The sequence below is a fragment of the Bacillus sp. 220_BSPC genome (genome assembly GCF_001054655.1).
In the GTDB taxonomy this organism is placed as follows: domain Bacteria; phylum Bacillota; class Bacilli; order Bacillales; family DSM-1321; genus Peribacillus; species Peribacillus frigoritolerans.
In genome coordinates, this window is the sequence record NZ_JVPL01000111.1 from 1 (window position 1) to 16,695 (window position 16,695).

Here is a 16,695-nt window from a genome sequence, read left to right on the forward strand (position 1 = left end):
TCGAGGAGGCTTGGCAGACAGTCGGCGGAAAGGGAGCGGATTTCTGAAATAAGCCGGAACGTTTTCAAAGAAAAAAACTGTAGGCAACTCGCTTTCTTCAACTACAGTATGGGCCCTCTTATCCAAGTGGGCTGCTTTTGCGCACTAAGATTTCCTGATTTTGAATTCTTTCGTGCTGATTTTGGAAATGGTTTGCTTCGTTTTCACCGTGCTAATATGGAAATCTATTAGTGAGGAAGTATTTTCATTATCTGGCAGGTAAATGGTATAGGGGAAAAGAATTAGGTATAAAGAACCTAATAAAAGGAGGGTATCCATGAATTATAAGAAGAAATCCAGCAATAAAGTAAGTAGTTTTGGAATTACAGTGAAATTCGAAAGGAGAGGAAGCGAAAGGTCATATCTTACAAAACCGAGTTTCTTTGATGCACTTCAGCACGTCCATTCTCCCTTTGAAAAGGATCCCCGCTCAGATTCACCCTATCAGGATTTTCCTCTATGTCAGGAGGTAACCCTTTCTTTTTTTGAAAGAGGTGCTAAAACATCTATTAATTATGACCCCCACCAAGAAAAAATCATCATTGAGGAAAGTTCAGAGACTTATCAGGCGAATAAGGGGGAGGCGCTTACTGCAATCCTAGATCATATCATGATCAATCATGGCTATCACCATTCTTTTTTCATCATTCAGCAAAAAGAGCGGAACGTGAAAATTAAAGCTGCCAATAAGTGATATGGATGGAGCTGCCACGGCAGCTCCATTAATGTTTCGCCATGATGAGCGTTTCCTATCCTTGGAGATGTCAAACCAACCGCCGAATGATCTTTGAAAGGGTTTGGATGCCATAAGCTAATTGTTCCTCCGTTGCGTATGAATATGATAGCCGTATATGTGTATGGTTATTTGGTTCGTATATGTATCCCGGATTAAGAAGTATGTTTTCCTTTATCGCTTGCTTGAAAAGGTTTGGATTCACGATGGGTTTACATAATTTTAGCCATATATAAAATCCGCCTTGAGGTATTTGCCATTCGGCCAGTCCCTTAAAATATTGATTGAGAAGAGTTAATGTAAAATCCCTGCGTTCCATCAGTTCTTGCCTTAGCCATTCTAAATGCTTTGAATATTGACCAGTTGCTAACCATTCTGCCACAAGGTGTTGGGAAAGTGCACTGGAACCGTAATCCATTTGCATTTTAATGTCCGCTAAACGTTCAATCACAGTTATGGGGCCAGCAATCCAGCCGATGCGCAATCCTGGGCTTAAAGTTTTGGACATGCTGCCAATGTGCAATACAAGGCCATCTGCATCAAGGGATTTTAATGGCGGCGGCGGTTCCGAATCAAACCACAAATCACTATATACGTCATCTTCAATAATCGGGATCTGTTCTTTTTTGCATAGTGATAGAAGGTTAAGTCTTTCTTCTTTTGACCATGTAGTATTCGTTGGATTGTTAAACGTTGGGACAGTATAAAACAGTGACGCTTTCTTCCTCCCATTGATGCGCTTCATTTGTGTCGGGATACTTTCATGTCCTTGTCTTGATAAACCTACTAAATGCATGCCCGCAGATTGAAAAGGGTGGACGGAATTTAAATAGGAAGGGGACTCATGTAAAATCATCGATCCCTTTTGAAGTAAACCAACTGAAATCAACTGGAGTGCCTGGAGCCCGCCAGAAACGACCATGAGGGAGCTGGGACTTGCGTTGATCCCTTTTGTTTCTAAATAAACACTTATACATTGGCGAAGTCTCTTGTCACCCTTGGGTTCGGAATATCCTAATGAGTGCGCATCAAAGAAAGTGGATCGCAACGTCTTTTCGATTTGCTTTGTAGGCAACAGAGCTGGAGATAATTCACCTGTGCCTAATCTGATGATGGCAGTGTCCGTTTCATACTGATTAATATCCTGAATCGTTTTTAAATTAGGTTCATGAAGGCCATTCCGGACGTAGTTTTTCCAGTCGGGCTGTTTGCTGGAGACGAGCACATTCCATGTATTATTGGAAACGAAAGTGCCAGACCCAAGCTTAGTTTCCAATAATCCGTCTGCAATCAACTCATCTATGGCTGTGATGATAGTACTTCGGTTTACGCAAAATGAGTCGGCCAATGAGCGTTGAGATGGAAGCTTAGTGTCAACTGGCCATTCCCCCCGTGTAATTTGTTGTTTGATCCAATCTACTATTTGTTGGTGAAGTGATTGCGCGGAAGACCGGTTTGGTCTCCATTCGATAAACATACGAAAACCACTCCTTTCATGTTCTATATTCCTTTAAATTGGTTGGTTTGAAGACCAACCAATTGGAGGGTCAATTCCTTTGTTTTACTCATTATACTGAATATGAGGGAAGGGGGTATTCATATGGGGCCATTTTTTCATGGATTATTATTGGCATTCGGGCTGATACTTCCATTGGGAGTGCAAAATGTTTTCATTTTTAATCAAGGAGCAATCCAACCTACAATAAAAAAAGCATTGCCAGCAACGATCACGGCTGCAATTTGCGATACGGTGCTCATTCTGTTAGCTATTTTAGGTGTTTCGTTGATTGTCATGCAATACGATTGGTTGCGACTTACATTAATCATAATCGGCGTTATATTTTTATTGTATATGGGCTTTCAGATTTGGTTTGCCAAATCAAACTCACAGTCAGGTGTCCAATCCATGCAGATGTCGACAAAAAAACAAATTGTATTTGCTCTATCCGTATCATTACTGAATCCGCATGCAATCCTGGATACGATAGGTGTAATCGGTTCGAGCTCACTTGTTTATTCAGGAAAAGATAAAATGATTTTCACCATGACGTGCATCTTTGTGTCATGGTGCTGGTTCCACGGATTATGTCTTGCGGGACGATTGCTGAAAAAGGTTGATACATCTGGAAAATTCCTTGGAATATTAAATAAAATATCTGCAATCATCATTTGGATCACAGCCCTCTATATGGTGAAGTCGCTATTTTGAATCAATAAACGTTTTCGAACCAAACGATGCCATGTATAACAGGACGCCTATGTAAAAAAAAGGGGAATGCATATCTATATGCATTCTCCTTTTTTTGTCCTCAATCATCTTCATATGTGAAATCAGGTTATTGAAGAGCGACCAAGTCCTTGATTTCCTCTGTGGAAAGTTCGGTGATCCAGTTATCACTGCTGATGATTTCGTCGTTCAAGGCTTGCTTTTTATCAAGCATCTGGTCGATTTTTTCTTCCAGGGTCCCTGTGCAGATTAGCTTATGAACGTGAACGAAACGCTGTTGACCAATTCGGTAAGCACGGTCGGTGGCTTGATTTTCAACAGCTGGGTTCCACCAGCGATCATAGTGAATCACGTGGTTTGCTTCTGTAAGATTAAGACCCGTGCCGCCTGCTTTCAATGAGAGTATGAAAATAGGGAATTCCCCATCTTGGAATCGGGTGATCATTTCATCACGCTGCTTCTTGTTCGCACTCCCATTCAGGAATGGCACTTCAAAGCCATATCGTTTTTCCAGCAATTCTTTAATCATATTGCCCATCCCGATATATTGTGTGAAAATGAGACAGCTTTCATCCTGTTCGCGGACCGCATCGATAAGCTCGGTCAGCTTCTCGAGTTTGCCTGATCGGTTAGGTGCCTTCATGATGTTTTCCTTTTCCGTCTCTTTTAAGTAAAGAGCTGGATGGTTGCAAAGTTGCTTTAGCTTATTCAGCATCTGGAGGATGATTCCTTTTCTTTCAAAGGCAGACAGTTGTTCGATATCAGTGAATGTATCTTTAATCAGTTGTTCATACAACGATGCTTGCTCGGTGGTAAGCGGTACGAATTCCTTTTGTTCTTGCTTATCCGGAAGATTAAGAGCGACTTCTTTATCGCGTTTTGTACGGCGAAGCAAAAATGGCTGTATCAAACGCTGTAATTCCTTGATTTTATCCTTCTGTTCATCACGCTCAATGGTCGCCACATATTTCTCCTGAAACTGACCTAGCGTTCCGAGATAACCTTTGTTGATGAAGTCGAAAATCGCCCATAGCTCACTTAAACGGTTTTCCATCGGCGTACCCGATAAGGCGATATGATGTCTGCCATTTAGCTTTCGCACCGCCTTGGATTGCTTCGTTTGGGCATTCTTGATGTTTTGTGCTTCATCAAGGATAACGCTGCTCCAATGGATCGAGGTCAGTTCAGCCACATCTTGGTGTGTCAGTCCATATGATGTTAAGACAATATCATGATCGGATGCCAGTTTAGTAAATGCTTCACCTTTAGCACGATTCGATCCATAGTGAAGGTGAACTTTAAGTGAAGGTGCGAATTTTTCCAATTCCTTTTGCCAGTTGCCAAGGACCGATGTCGGGCAGACGATTAGCGCCGATTGAACAGAGACGGATTCGGGGGCAGTGGCAATGGCCTCAGCCTCATCACTGCTCTCTGTGCCGCTATCCTCTTCGACGATGATCGGTTCACTCTTTTGTTCGTCCCTGGGCGCAGTGGGCAGCTCTTCACCAGCTCCTTCTTTGCCTTTCACATGAAGCAGGTAGGCAATCATCTGGACTGTTTTTCCAAGTCCCATATCGTCGGCTAGACAAGCACCAAAACCATGCTCCCTTAAAAAAAGGAGCCAGCTCATGCCCAGTTTTTGATAAGGGCGTAAATCTCCTTGAAGTGCATTAGGGACGGGCAGGACGGATATGTTCTTGGTTTCCCTGAGCCTTCCCACCATTTTACGGAGCTCCTGGTTCAATTCAAACTGAATCCGAAGCATTTCATCGTTTTCAGAATCGTCATCGCCATCTTCATTTATGCCATTCAACAGTTCCTGCTGCAGCAAGTCAGTCAGTTGGATGCCTTTTTCATTGGCTGTTTCCATCAGCTCCTGAATTTGTTTAATGAAAGCTGGGTCAAGCTTGACCCATTGGCCGCGGATGAAGACAAGCCGCCTTTTTTCATTGACGAGCTCCTCGAACTCCGCCTCAGTGAGCTCTTTGCCATTTAATGAGAATCGCCAATCAAAGTCCATCAAAGCTTTTAACCCTACATAAGACGGGCCGCGATTCGATTGGCTCTTCACTTTCGCCTTGACCTTCAATGAGGATTCCTTCAAGGCAAGCCACCACGATGGAAGGAGAATTTCGACGCCAAGAAACAGGAGTTTTTCGCTTGCATCGGTCAAGAACTCCCATGCGTCCGTTTCTGAAATCTCCCTTTTCAGACGGCCATTCTCCCCAAGCCATGGCACGACGAGTTGCCAGCGTTTCGTGGCACGCACCACATCACTTGCATACTTGTTCCAGCCGCGCGGCAGTTTTTTTCCTGTATATGTTTCAATGATATTCTCATCCCTTTTGGAACGAAGGGTAACATCGAGTATCCAAGGCCCATTACCCTCAGGTGGCTCAGTTAAACGGAGACCTATAGTGAATGGTTTTGGGTCGGGCAGGGTACCGAGCCATTCCTGCCAGCTATCTTTGTCAAAAAAGGCCTGTAATTCTTCGGGGGAAAGTCGAGTATCCTTTAATGCCCCGACGGCTTCACTCCATTTATGCTGCATGGGTGAATAGTTTTTTAAATACATGTTAGCGGCACCGTTATACCACTTTTCGATAAAAGTTCGGTTGGTTTCCGGTTCAGGTGAAGGAAGATCCAAAGATATTTCTTCTTCCCAAAAGGACGGGACGAATTCCTCTTCCACTTCTTCAGGCAGTTTCCAGCCGATGGAGTCCAATTGAAGATTAGTGAAATCCGGTACGGGGATTCCAGCTTCTATGGATTCATGAAGAACGGGCGCTGCTGACAGGCAAAGGGAGGATATTTCGGACCATTCCCATTCTATGAAGGAGTTAAAGCTTTCCCTCGCAAAAAAGTTGAGAAGTCCCCAAGCGTCAAGAATGAATACTTGATTTCCATCCACTATATCCGTAGTCATTTTAGTTCCATAAAAGCTTGCGTCATCCCAGTTGAATAACAGCCTGCGAATATGATTCGTGGTGAGGAAGGTATTCTCTTCATTGACGACACCAAGGGCGTAAGTTCCGTTTTCGAGAGCGGCTATTTTGATTTTTAATTTCCCTGGATTAAACATCGATAAGCTTACCCCTTTTTAGTTCTTCTTGGAAAGCGCGAAGCCGTTTGGTCGAATCTGCTACATAAAGTATATACCGTTCGAATACGTCTTCCTTTTTGCTCTTTTTATAGATGGTGCGCATCCTTTTCAAATAACGGACAGCTTGCTTATAAGCAGGCCGGTTTTTCAAAGAAACTTTTTCCTGGACCGCATGATAATAAAGGGGCAGGATTAGTTCCGGTTCTTTTGATACCACTTCTTTAATGGATTCACTGCTGATTAAGTCAATGCTGATTTCCGAGTAAATATGCATCTCCACCCATTTTTTGTATTGTCCTTGTTCAAAAAGGAAATTTGCATAGTTCCAATAGCTGTGCGGAAGGGTGGCCCTGTAAAATTTCTCAAGCAAATCGGTCCGTTTTAATTTATAACAGCAACTGTTAATTAAAGTCGTAAAGGTCCGGACGAAATCTACCCGTTTATAATAATCGGATAGACCGGCAAGGAATTCCTGGACATTATTATTGATGAATTCAATGAAAGGGATGGCCCGTGCCCGGTTTTCAGATTCAGCCAGGAGATTCAGCCAATAAAAAATGTATGGACAGGCATCCTTCTTCAATTCATGGAGAAGCTCAATCGCTTGTTTATCATGGTTTTCCAAAAGGGATAGGTGAATGGCTGCGAGGATATAGGACGTCCTCTCAGTGGTGCCCATATACTTCTCGGGAAGTTCTTTATTGATTCGTTCAAGTTCCTCTTTACGCCATGAGGAGTTGGAGAATAAGTAGCTCCATATCTCCCGGTACAGGTCGATCTTTTCATATTCGAGGCCTTCACCTCCATCCAGCAGTCTAGCTACATCTTCCTTGATGCTGAAAACGAAGGGATCAAAGGCGAAAGGCCGCGCTTGCCTGCTTAGCGGCTGTACCGTTTCATGCAGCTCTTCTGCCAGGTCGACGGCAAGTGCATAAAAGACCCTGATCGTTTGCGTCTCACTTTTATGCAGCTGAATCATTCTCAGTGTCTGCTGCATTGTGCAAAATTGCGTAACGAAATGATAAAGCAACTTCCATTCCCTTTCCATTGGAGCTTTTGAGCTAAGGCGTTTAAAGTAAGTTTGTATATGATTTTCAATCATGTAAGTAGCCTCGCCTATATGGGGCTCGACATGTTCCGCAAAGGCATCATTCACGAATTGCTTCCATGATGGATAGCTTTTATCTAAGGTGATGGATCTCCCGGCCGCCTGTTTAAGTAATTCACTTGCCGGTTTCACCTGCTGCAGTGCTTGGGCGGCTGAGGCGTTTTTAGGTGCTTTCCAATCGCCCAGCCATTCGGAAACACTAGCGTGTTCGGAATATGCAGAAAAGAAAACGGCCATTTGATGCCGGCAAATGAACCTTGAATCACATGTACAGCTTCCATCTTGTGGGGAGAGCAGATTCAGCCTGGCCTTAAATCTTGTCTCTTCCTGTACCTCAGCCGCAATCGTATCCACCGCTTCTTCTTTAATATCAACGAGCCCCTGACGGTATAACTGGAGCCCTTGATTCACCACATCCGAATCTTCCGGATCCCCGGCCTCCAAAAATTCCGCCAGCCGCTCCCCAACTAACAACAACTCCCGCTCCATACTCTCCTCCTTCAGGGACCAGCCCTAGTTATATATTTTTGTATGATCATGAACCATCAGTTCTTAACTTTTCGTAATCCCGTCTCGGCTTTGTGTATATTTGATCGAATGCCGGAACATGGCCGTTCTCTTTACGTTCTATTCGATTTAATCACTGCTTCTTGCCGTTATATTCATAAATACCCTGTAAAAGTCAATATCGTCAAAAATCCGCTTGAATATAAGCGGTTCGGATATAAACAGGAATAACCGGCATTCACGATGAACATGCAAGGAATCCTTCATCCTCATTAGCTTCACAAAACTAAGTGATGAGGGGCCGGAACCCTTTTTTAATGTGCGTTTTTTGAAGCATCTCTTTATTATACTTCATTTTGGCTTGGAATTTAAAATGTAGAATAGAGGTTTTGAAAATGATGAGTGTGAGATTATACATATTCTTGTTAATGGGAAGAGCCATTCCCGCAGGAATGGCTCTAAAATATGAAATTAGTTAATTTTCATTTCATTCTTCCAACTGTCCAACTTTTTGTTGATGAATGTAACAAAGGTATGATTTTTTTGTAAATTGAATAGAAACGCTGACTTTTCCAAGTACTCTTTTGCCTCTTCAAAGTTACCTACTAGTTCAAAATTATACCCTAAATGGTAATGTAAATCCGCTAAAGCATATAATTGGTCATGTTCGAGGCACCACTTTATGGCATCTTGGCAGCAGGCAATGGACTCTTCGTATCGGACCAGGCGTGTTAACACTCTGCCGAAATTATAGGATAGACGTGTCTTAAGCGTTTTATCCGTCAAAAAGGGCAGGGCTTTCAAGTGATCTAAAGCTTTCCGTAACAAGGCGAATGCATTTTCGTACTGTTCTTCGGCTACATACATTACACCAAGGCTGCTTAAGATTTCAAGCTCCCGTTCCGAATAAATTTTGTCTGTCGTATGGGTAATGGCTATGGCCTGATTAATGAAATCGATGGCTTTATCTAAATCTTTATTTTTTTCATATTCGTATATTCCCTTGTGCCAAAGAATCAATTGATGATTCTTTTTATTCTGAAGAAAGAGGGGACTGTTTTCCTCAGCCTTTACAATTTGCTGCATTTCCTCATAATTTCGGGTTCTTCTGGCTATTTTTAATTGATAAATCACTTCTTCCACGTAATCCAGCCTAGGGGTCATTCCAATATCGAAAAAATAGTTTACATCAACGCCTAAACGTTGGGAAATTAAATAGAGAGTGGATGCGTATGGATAGACATCGCCCTTTTCAATCTTACTGATCTGTGCTTGTGTACAAATACCGGTTGCCAACTCTTCCTGGGAAAGCCCGATTTGTTTACGTAGTTCTTTGATCTTTTGTCCAACTGCAAAAAAATCCATTTTGATTCTCCTTAAAATATGCCTAGAGTTATATTTTGTTATGAAAAATCGGTGAAAGCGGTATGTACAGGTCCTGAACGGTTTAAATAGATTCTTTAGTCGAAATATATGGTTTTAAGAAGTGTGGTTAAATATAACTATAGAATTTATTTCTATTTTAACCAATATTTTTTTAAAAGAAAAGGAGGAATGACCTATGAAAAAAAGTACTAAAGCATTAGTCGTATCTTTTCTTATCATCGCTGCTTTTGTTATTGTCCCAAGCGAATTACCAGGCCTTTACGCAGAACTTCCAGGTTTATATAAATAAGTAAATGAAGCTTACTATAACTGATTCAAGCATCTTCAATTGAAGATGTTTTTTTATTATCATTTTTGGTTGATTATTCTTTTGCGCATATTCCTGTAGTTATAATTATCTATGAATGGGGAGTGTAAGGTTCATTTGGTAGGCGTGGAAGAAACGTGAGGGTAGTTTGTAACGCCTATTTCCTTTTAATGATTTTGTTATAGTGTAAATAACAAAATGGAGAGAGGTGTAAGGTTAATGATTGATATTAATATGAAAGTTCAACCCTCTTTTTACGATGATGAATGTGCCATTGTGTTTTCTTTTTATTTTGATAAGGCAACAAGGAATATTGGCGAAGCTGTGGTGTACACATGCCAAAAATCAGATGAAAAAGAATACAGCCAAGATCATATAGATACAGATGTACAAGAAAAAATCGCCTATATTAAAGAGTTTTCCATTGCGGATGAATATCAGGCAACCTCAATGAAGAAAATTAAACACTTTTTGAATGTAATCGGTATCAAAAAATGTGTGAAGCACAACCTTCAGGGAAATGAAATCGCATTTTAAACGATAAAAACTCATGACATCCCATATGTCATGAGTTTTTACCATTTAAATGAGAGTTTTGAGCATTCATTTTCTTTTTGATGAAATCGCTCAATTGTTTCCTTTCACTTGGTTTAGCGTTATTTGTTCTTTCAAAAAATTTAAAGTGTTGTTTATTTCTATCGGATTTCATGATGTCTCTCCTTTGCATTTTTTATTTACCCATTTTTTTTTAATTAAAACGTGATTTCCTCATAAAGGGAATAATGAACAAAAAGATAACGTAATTATTCCTAGAGTTATATTTTCATCTGTCTATCCCTGCATATAAGGATTAATTAGATGATAATAAGTGGTAAAGCCTAAATATGGAGGAATTTCGTGTTTTATCATACTTTAAAAAAATGCTAAAATGGTCCGAATATCGGATTTTTCATTAGAAACATCAGTTTCTAGTACCCTAAAGTGAAGAGGGTTGAAGAACTCTTTTCGATGGCCCCCGAGCACTTGCTTGGGGGATCTTTTTGTTTTTTTGGATAATTTGTCCACTTTATTTCTATATTATGTTTCGTTTTGTTTGTATATACATGGGTAAATATAAGAAATAAGATGAATTAAACCTGTGTTTATAGCAGTTTAATCGGAGGAATATATTTTATGGATGTGAAAGTGAAGAATGATCCCACGAAGCGAACTTTCCAGCAGTTCATTTTTCCCTTTACACTTGAAGGAAAAATGATTGAAAAGTTTGTTGAAAAATTGCTTGAGGACAATTTCGTTTTTTTGAACTTGAAAGATATGGAACAACAAAATCAATTTTACGGCGGCCATAAAGTTTCACACCGTAAATTGGAAAAGTACTTCATGCCATACATCGAGCCGATTTTATTTCCGGGTCATGCAAAACAGAAGGAAGGCTTGCGGCGTTTCACGAAAAAATTGGATATTGATTGTACCTTCGAATCACCCTATCTAAATACCCCATTTATTATTAACTCTATAGATATCTTCATATGCCCATTTCATATCGGCATGATGAATCTTCGTGTTACTTTACCTGAAGGGCTTTCACATAATGATGTGCTCTATTTTGGTGATACATTTAGAATCCTCGAACCGATTGCTGATGATGAAGAAAAAACGAAAGTTGGCTGCCGGGAAAATCAGTATGAACAAGTGAAGGATTTCATCTTCAATGAACTGTTGCCGCCTATTGAGGAATATATGGATGAAGAACAAGCGGATCCGACCTATTTTGGGAGTTTGCCCTTTTTCATTGATGAAAGAATGTATGTGATCAGTTATACGGCATTCCCTGATAATCGTGATATTTCTAAAAATGATTTATTCCGGATCAGTGAGCTGAACGGGTATGACAATGATGGTGAGCCATATATAGGCGCATTAAACCCTGATTATATAGAAAAGTATTATCAAGAAAGGGTATATGACAGGTGGGGCAAGGAAACCTATTATGTAACTAGCATGTATCATTTCGCGTGTGTCACGAAAGCGACAGGTAAACTGGAACAAGAACTGGCAAGCGAAATGTACGGCCAGCATTTTTATACATTGTTGCTTTTCTTCTATTATAAGATCGTACTGCTTAAATTGGCTCATGAACATTCCCAGATTGATGTGGAAAAAGATCAATCGGATACAGAACAGCTGATTTTCATGATCACTCAGTTTTCTGCAAAGTACTTATTCACTGAAGTGAATAGTACGGCAATCGGTAAAGAGCTTTTCAAAAAAACGGATGAAACCTTCAGGATTGCCCCTCTCTACAGTGAAGTGAAGGAAACACTTTCCTACCTTTATCAAAATCAGGATAAACTGTCTGGGAAAAGAAGTAATTATCTTTTGCAGATACTAACGATTTATACGGTGATCTCCGGGATATTCGGAATGAATCTATATATTGAAGATTGGAAAGGGAAATTGCCATGGAAAGCGTATATGGATTACAGCTTATACGAATGGGTAGCTGTCATTGTAACGACAAGCGGACTCATCATTTCGGCCATCCTCGGCTTCATCTTCCTGAAAAAATGGCTGCAAGAGAAAAAAAGCCGAAAAAAAAGAATGCTTTAAAGTAAAGTCCTGTACGCGATGTACGGGACTTTTGTTTTAGAAAAAACATGGTTAATTAGAAATGTGAAGAAATTCAGCATGCAAAATCCCCCATTTCCCTAATATTTTGCTAAACTATAGGTATATCATTCTAACTATTCTTTAGGAGGAAATCATGAAGAAACTAGCTTTATTTTCCAGCTTATTGTTGATGAGCGTATTGTTCCTGGCCGCTTGCTCGGATGAGCCAAGTCCGGAAGAGCGCTTTGCGGCATACACAAAGCTTTGGAATAAACAAGATTTTGCGAAGATGTACGAGTATCTGTCACCTGAGACAAGGAAAGAAATCAGTGCGGATGAATTTGAGAAGCGTTATGAAAAAATCTATACGGGCATTGAAGCCGACCAATTAAAGGTGGACTATAAACAGCCAAAAGAAGAAAAAGATCATAAAGATGGAGAAAAGGTAAGCCTTGCATATACCGTTGATATGTCCACTATGGCGGGCGCTGTCAGCTCTGAACATAAAGCGACACTTGTCAAGGAAGGGGAAGGCGAGGAAGAAAATTGGTACATCAAGTGGGATGAGAGCTACATATTCCCTCAATTGGAAGCTGGTGAGAAGGTATCGGTTGAAACGTATCCAGCCATTCGCGGGGAAATTGTCGATCGAAATGAACGCGGCCTCGCCATGAATGGAACGGTGGCAGAAGTGGGAATCGTGCCAGAGAAAATGGCCAACGAATCCGAAACGGTTAAAAAGGTCGCTGGAATCCTCAACATGTCCACTGACGAAGTGAATCAGAAATTAAAACAAACATGGGTAAAGCCAAGCTATTTCGTGCCCATCAAGAAAATGTCAAATGATAATAGCGCAACTTTGGAAAAGCTATTGAGCATTGCCGGGGTATCTGTCAATAATACGGAAGAGCGCATATATCCGTATAAAGAGGCCACTGCCCATCTAATCGGATATGTCGGTGAGGCATCGGCCGAGGATCTGGAGAAATTGAAAGGAAAAGGATATACCGCAAGTGATGTTATTGGCAAGCGAGGTCTTGAGGAAGTGTTGGAAGCGCGGCTTAAAGGCAAACCTGGCGGTAAAATCTTCATTAAAACCGAAGATGGCGAAGAAAAGGTGATTGCTGAAAAGCCTGCTGAAGAGGGAGAAACAATTACATTGACCATCGACGCCGAGCTTCAAAAGGATATTTTCAAGCAATATAAGAACGAAGTTGGATCGGCATCGGCAATTGATCCGAAGACAGGCGAAACGCTTGCGCTAGTTTCAAGTCCGTCATTCGATCCTAATAAATATATTTTCGGAATAACGAAAGCAGAACAAAAAGCGCTTGAAGAAGACCCGAAAAAACCACTTCTGAACCGTTTCAGTTCGACGTATGCACCTGGTTCAACCATTAAGGCCCTCACTGCGTCGATCGCCTTGAAAAATGGTGTGGATCCGAAAGGGTCGATCAATATCCAAGGGAAAACGTGGGCCAAATCGACATGGAAAGATCATTCCATTACAAGGGTTTCGGACCCTGGTGTTCCGATCGATATGGAAAAGGCATTAATTTATTCAGATAACATTTACTTTGCCCAAAAAGCTCTCGGGCTTGGAAAGGAAAAATTCACGAATGGACTCAAGGCTTTCGGATTTGATGAGTCTTTGAATTATGATTATCCGATCAAAGCATCGAGCATCGGCAAGATCGACAGTGAGGGGAGATTGGCAGATGCTGGATATGGTCAAGCGCAAGTTCAAATGAGCACGCTCCACCTCGCCATGACCTATTCAGCCTTCTTGAATGAAGGAAACATTCCTGCACCTTTCTTAATAACAGGAGATAAAATAGAAAAGAAAATATGGAAAGAAAATGCGATATCTGCAGACCAAGCGAATCAGGTCACCAAGATGCTGACACAAGTAGTGGAGCATCCTAAGGGAAGCGGACATGGAATAGCTGATCTTGGCATCAAAATCGCTGCCAAAACGGGAACTGCTGAAATCAAGGCATCCAAAAACGCGGACGGAACAGAAAACGGCTGGTTTGTTGCCATGGACACAGAAGACCCGGAACTTCTCATGGCATGGATGACGGAAGATGTAAAAGGACGAGGCGGCAGCCATGTCGTTGTCGATCAAATGAAACCGGTGTTGAAGAAGTATTTGAAGTAAAGAAAAAAGTCACCCACCTTAAACTGGGCAAGCATTTAACATTAAAAAGCAGGACATTGGCTTCTTCCATGTCCTGCTTTATTTTGGTTGTGGATTCTAATTTGTGGCGGCAATGAAGCTGGATTTGAAGGAGAATGAGTCGTGCATACAGAATGTAAAAAGGGAGTTCAATAACTTGCTAGTATACTAGGGACGTCCTGAAATCATGATGTTTACAGAGTGACATCATCCATGCCGTTATGTTACCACATGCCGATGGATTGAATAGGATTAATTCAAAAATCCTTGAAAGATGAATAGAATGGGAATGAGGATGAAAAGGAATGAAAAGATTAAAGTATTTGTTTATCGCTTTCTTTATCACATTTTTTGCATTTCCTTCTCATGAAGCGACGGCAGCAGAAGAAAATTCAACGATGGAAGTGAAACTGAAGAATTATTTGGGCAATAGAACCAGCGCCGAAATAACGGCAACTGGTGACTACCGTACATCAGGGGGAGAGCTATTCATAAAGGCGGGGGAAAATCTAACTTTGAAAGTGGAGTCGGCTAAACTTGCCGTATACAAAGGATCTAAGAAAAAGGGATCTTATGCTTCTTTTAAGGTAATACCAGTTAAACCTGATTCTTCATTATCCATAAACGGCCGTCCGTATCAAGGCTCATTTTCATTTAAAGCGGAGGACGGTTACATCCGGCCGATCAATACTGTTTATATGGAAGATTATCTAAAGGGCGTCGTCCCGCTGGAGATGCCTGCATTATGGCATGCCGAAGCCTTAAAAGCACAGGCGATTGCCGCCCGGACCTATGCACTTCGCCATCAATCCACAATAATTGATGATACGGTTTCTTACCAAGTATATGGCGGGGCTGCCGGTCACTATCGAACTAATTCAGCCATTGAGCAGACGAAGGGCATGGTAATCAAGCATGATGGCGAAATAATCGAAGCGTTCTTTTCCTCAAGCAATGGAGGGATGACCGAATCGAATTCAAATGTTTGGTCAAGTGGCAACCCCCTTGCATATTTATCTATAAAAGAAGATTTCTATGATCCGAAAACCAGTTGGGAGATAACGCTGGACAAGCAGCAAATCGACCTTTCAAAAATGGACTTATCTAAACCGGAAGAATGGTGGACAAGTGTAGAGGAAAAAGATAAAACGGTTGTGCCGAAGCTTAAGGCTTGGCTGAAGAATAATGGATATGCGCAGAAAGATATCAAAATAACGGAGATTCCCTTGTTAACATTTTCAGATGAGAAAACGGGAGGCCGTGTAACGAAAGGCTCCATCCAATTGAATTTCTATGTAAGGGATCTCGTTGATGACGGGGGAAAGCTTTTGCCGCAAACAGTTAAGCTTACTAATGTATCAGCTTCCAAAATCAGGGGCATGGTGGGGCAAGAGGTGATGAAAAGCTATCTGGTTGACCATTCATCCTCCGATCACCCCAAAATTTCTATTAAAGGATCAGGATATGGGCATGGTGTCGGGCTAAGTCAGTTTGGGGCGAAAAACAGAGCGGAAGCAGGACAATCCTATCTAGATATTTTGGGATTTTATTATCCTGACACAACTATAGAAAGGGAATATGGACCAGGCGCTGGATTTAAAACGGATCTTGTCGCTAAGGCAGAACCGAATTCAGTAAGCATGGAAGCGCAAACGGATCATGTCAATGATGAGGTTGGAATCACATACTCCCTAAAAGAAGATACTGTGGTAACACTTACGATTAAAGATGGTAAAGGGAAATCTATAGCTACCCCAGTCCGTGACCAAACAATGAAAAAGGGTACCCATTCAGCAATCTGGAACACAACAGCGGTGAGTAACGGTACATATGAAGCAGAAATATCAGCAATGGACCGCAACGGGAATGAAGGTTTGGCAACAATGCCGATTAAGATCAGTAAAGATACGTCGGCACCGAAAATCACCGAAGTCAAAACATCGGGTGACTATAGTACCGAGCAAGCGAACATAACATATATAATTAATGAAAACGCCAATGTAACAGTGGAAATTAAGAACAGTAAAGGGAAGGTTGTCGGTATCCTTTCTGAAAGGCCGTTCAGTAAAGGCAGGCAATCCGCAACATGGGATTTCAAAAATATGTCCAGCGGCATATTTACGGTGACAATCTCAGCTAAGGATAAGAGTGACAATCAGAAAACCATTTCTACGAAAATCTCGATAAGGAAGACGACGGGAATAGTGACAGCAAGCGAATTATATATTAAAGAAAATAGAAATGCATCTTCTGAAACGGTTGGGAATCTATACAGGGACCAATCTGTAACGATCCTGGCTCAACAAGATGAGTGGTACAAAGTGAAAAAGGGAAGCCAAATTGGGTATGTATTAAAAAAACATATAAAAAAATGAATGAGCAGGACGTCAATAATGACGTCCTTTTTTGCTCTATTTTATTATGGCATCAAGACTCTTCATCAAATTCACGAGTAAATGCTGCAAATTCACGAGTAAAAGGCGAAAACTCACGAGT

The 16,695-nt window shown here is 41.2% G+C and carries 12 protein-coding genes; 7 read left to right on the plus strand and 5 right to left on the minus strand.

Translation table 11 applies throughout. From position 1 onward, the window contains the following. On the plus strand, positions 1-231 hold a 231-nt coding region (locus ADA55_RS30380), incomplete at its 5' end, for a hypothetical protein (protein ID WP_048681446.1). A gap of 85 nt (positions 232-316) precedes the next feature. Then, on the plus strand, positions 317-733 hold the full coding sequence (locus ADA55_RS07505) for a hypothetical protein (protein WP_048681449.1): 417 nt from the start codon (positions 317-319) through the stop codon (positions 731-733). Between the two features lie 70 nt (positions 734-803). On the opposite strand, the gene ADA55_RS07510 is transcribed toward ADA55_RS07505, so the two are convergent. Continuing rightward, entirely contained in the window at positions 804-2,249 is a 1,446-nt protein-coding gene (locus tag ADA55_RS07510) for a PLP-dependent aminotransferase family protein (protein ID WP_048681453.1), read from the minus strand. Between the two features lie 123 nt (positions 2,250-2,372). Here ADA55_RS07510 and ADA55_RS07515 point away from each other — a divergent pair, with 123 nt between their 5' ends. Beyond that, positions 2,373-2,981: a LysE/ArgO family amino acid transporter gene (locus ADA55_RS07515; protein WP_048681456.1), complete on the plus strand. Its 609-nt coding sequence runs from the start codon at positions 2,373-2,375 to the stop codon at positions 2,979-2,981. A 127-nt stretch (positions 2,982-3,108) separates the two neighbouring features. Here ADA55_RS07515 and ADA55_RS30385 read toward each other — a convergent pair whose 3' ends face one another. The 3 genes from ADA55_RS30385 to ADA55_RS07530 form a co-directional block, all read right to left on the minus strand. Then, on the minus strand, positions 3,109-6,081 hold the full coding sequence (locus ADA55_RS30385) for a DEAD/DEAH box helicase (protein WP_048681460.1): 2,973 nt from the start codon (positions 6,079-6,081) through the stop codon (positions 3,109-3,111). After that, a complete protein-coding gene (locus ADA55_RS07525; protein WP_048681461.1) occupies positions 6,074-7,699 on the minus strand; it encodes a hypothetical protein in 1,626 nt (541 codons plus the stop codon). The genes ADA55_RS30385 and ADA55_RS07525 overlap by 8 nt, the downstream gene beginning before the upstream one ends. A gap of 489 nt (positions 7,700-8,188) precedes the next feature. Next, entirely contained in the window at positions 8,189-9,082 is an 894-nt protein-coding gene (locus ADA55_RS07530; protein ID WP_048681463.1) for a helix-turn-helix domain-containing protein, read from the minus strand. 547 nt (positions 9,083-9,629) lie between these two features. Between ADA55_RS07530 and ADA55_RS07535 the strand changes: the two genes are divergently transcribed. Next, positions 9,630-9,947 (plus strand): hypothetical protein, encoded by a 318-nt coding sequence (locus ADA55_RS07535; protein ID WP_034315725.1) that lies wholly within the window; start codon positions 9,630-9,632, stop codon positions 9,945-9,947. Positions 9,948-9,975: 28 nt separating this feature from the next. Here ADA55_RS07535 and ADA55_RS29230 read toward each other — a convergent pair whose 3' ends face one another. After that, positions 9,976-10,119, minus strand: coding sequence for a hypothetical protein (locus ADA55_RS29230; protein ID WP_153246105.1), 144 nt, complete (start codon positions 10,117-10,119; stop codon positions 9,976-9,978). Between the two features lie 464 nt (positions 10,120-10,583). Here ADA55_RS29230 and ADA55_RS07540 point away from each other — a divergent pair, with 464 nt between their 5' ends. The 3 genes from ADA55_RS07540 (at position 10,584) to ADA55_RS07550 (ending at position 16,574) form a co-directional block, all read left to right on the plus strand. Beyond that, positions 10,584-12,020, plus strand: a complete 1,437-nt coding sequence (locus ADA55_RS07540; RefSeq protein WP_048681468.1) for a hypothetical protein — start codon at positions 10,584-10,586, stop codon at positions 12,018-12,020. 154 nt (positions 12,021-12,174) lie between these two features. Then, positions 12,175-14,181, plus strand: coding sequence for a penicillin-binding transpeptidase domain-containing protein (locus tag ADA55_RS07545; protein WP_048681470.1), 2,007 nt, complete (start codon positions 12,175-12,177; stop codon positions 14,179-14,181). A 323-nt stretch (positions 14,182-14,504) separates the two neighbouring features. Next, positions 14,505-16,574, plus strand: coding sequence for a SpoIID/LytB domain-containing protein (locus ADA55_RS07550; RefSeq protein ID WP_048681475.1), 2,070 nt, complete (start codon positions 14,505-14,507; stop codon positions 16,572-16,574). Positions 16,575-16,695 lie beyond the last annotated feature (121 nt).

Bases quoted from the DNA above. Each gene is read 5' to 3' on its own strand.
- ADA55_RS07505 (WP_048681449.1), top strand. From the start codon at position 317: ATGAATTATAAGAAGAAATCCAGCAATAAAGTAAGTAGTTTTGGAATT.
- ADA55_RS07510 (WP_048681453.1), bottom strand. From the start codon at position 2,249: ATGTTTATCGAATGGAGACCAAACCGGTCTTCCGCGCAATCACTTCAC.
- ADA55_RS07515 (WP_048681456.1), top strand. From the start codon at position 2,373: ATGGGGCCATTTTTTCATGGATTATTATTGGCATTCGGGCTGATACTT.
- ADA55_RS30385 (WP_048681460.1), bottom strand. From the start codon at position 6,081: ATGTTTAATCCAGGGAAATTAAAAATCAAAATAGCCGCTCTCGAAAAC.
- ADA55_RS07525 (WP_048681461.1), bottom strand. From the start codon at position 7,699: ATGGAGCGGGAGTTGTTGTTAGTTGGGGAGCGGCTGGCGGAATTTTTG.
- ADA55_RS07530 (WP_048681463.1), bottom strand. From the start codon at position 9,082: ATGGATTTTTTTGCAGTTGGACAAAAGATCAAAGAACTACGTAAACAA.
- ADA55_RS07535 (WP_034315725.1), top strand. From the start codon at position 9,630: ATGATTGATATTAATATGAAAGTTCAACCCTCTTTTTACGATGATGAA.
- ADA55_RS29230 (WP_153246105.1), bottom strand. From the start codon at position 10,119: ATGAAATCCGATAGAAATAAACAACACTTTAAATTTTTTGAAAGAACA.
- ADA55_RS07540 (WP_048681468.1), top strand. From the start codon at position 10,584: ATGGATGTGAAAGTGAAGAATGATCCCACGAAGCGAACTTTCCAGCAG.
- ADA55_RS07545 (WP_048681470.1), top strand. From the start codon at position 12,175: ATGAAGAAACTAGCTTTATTTTCCAGCTTATTGTTGATGAGCGTATTG.
- ADA55_RS07550 (WP_048681475.1), top strand. From the start codon at position 14,505: ATGAAAAGATTAAAGTATTTGTTTATCGCTTTCTTTATCACATTTTTT.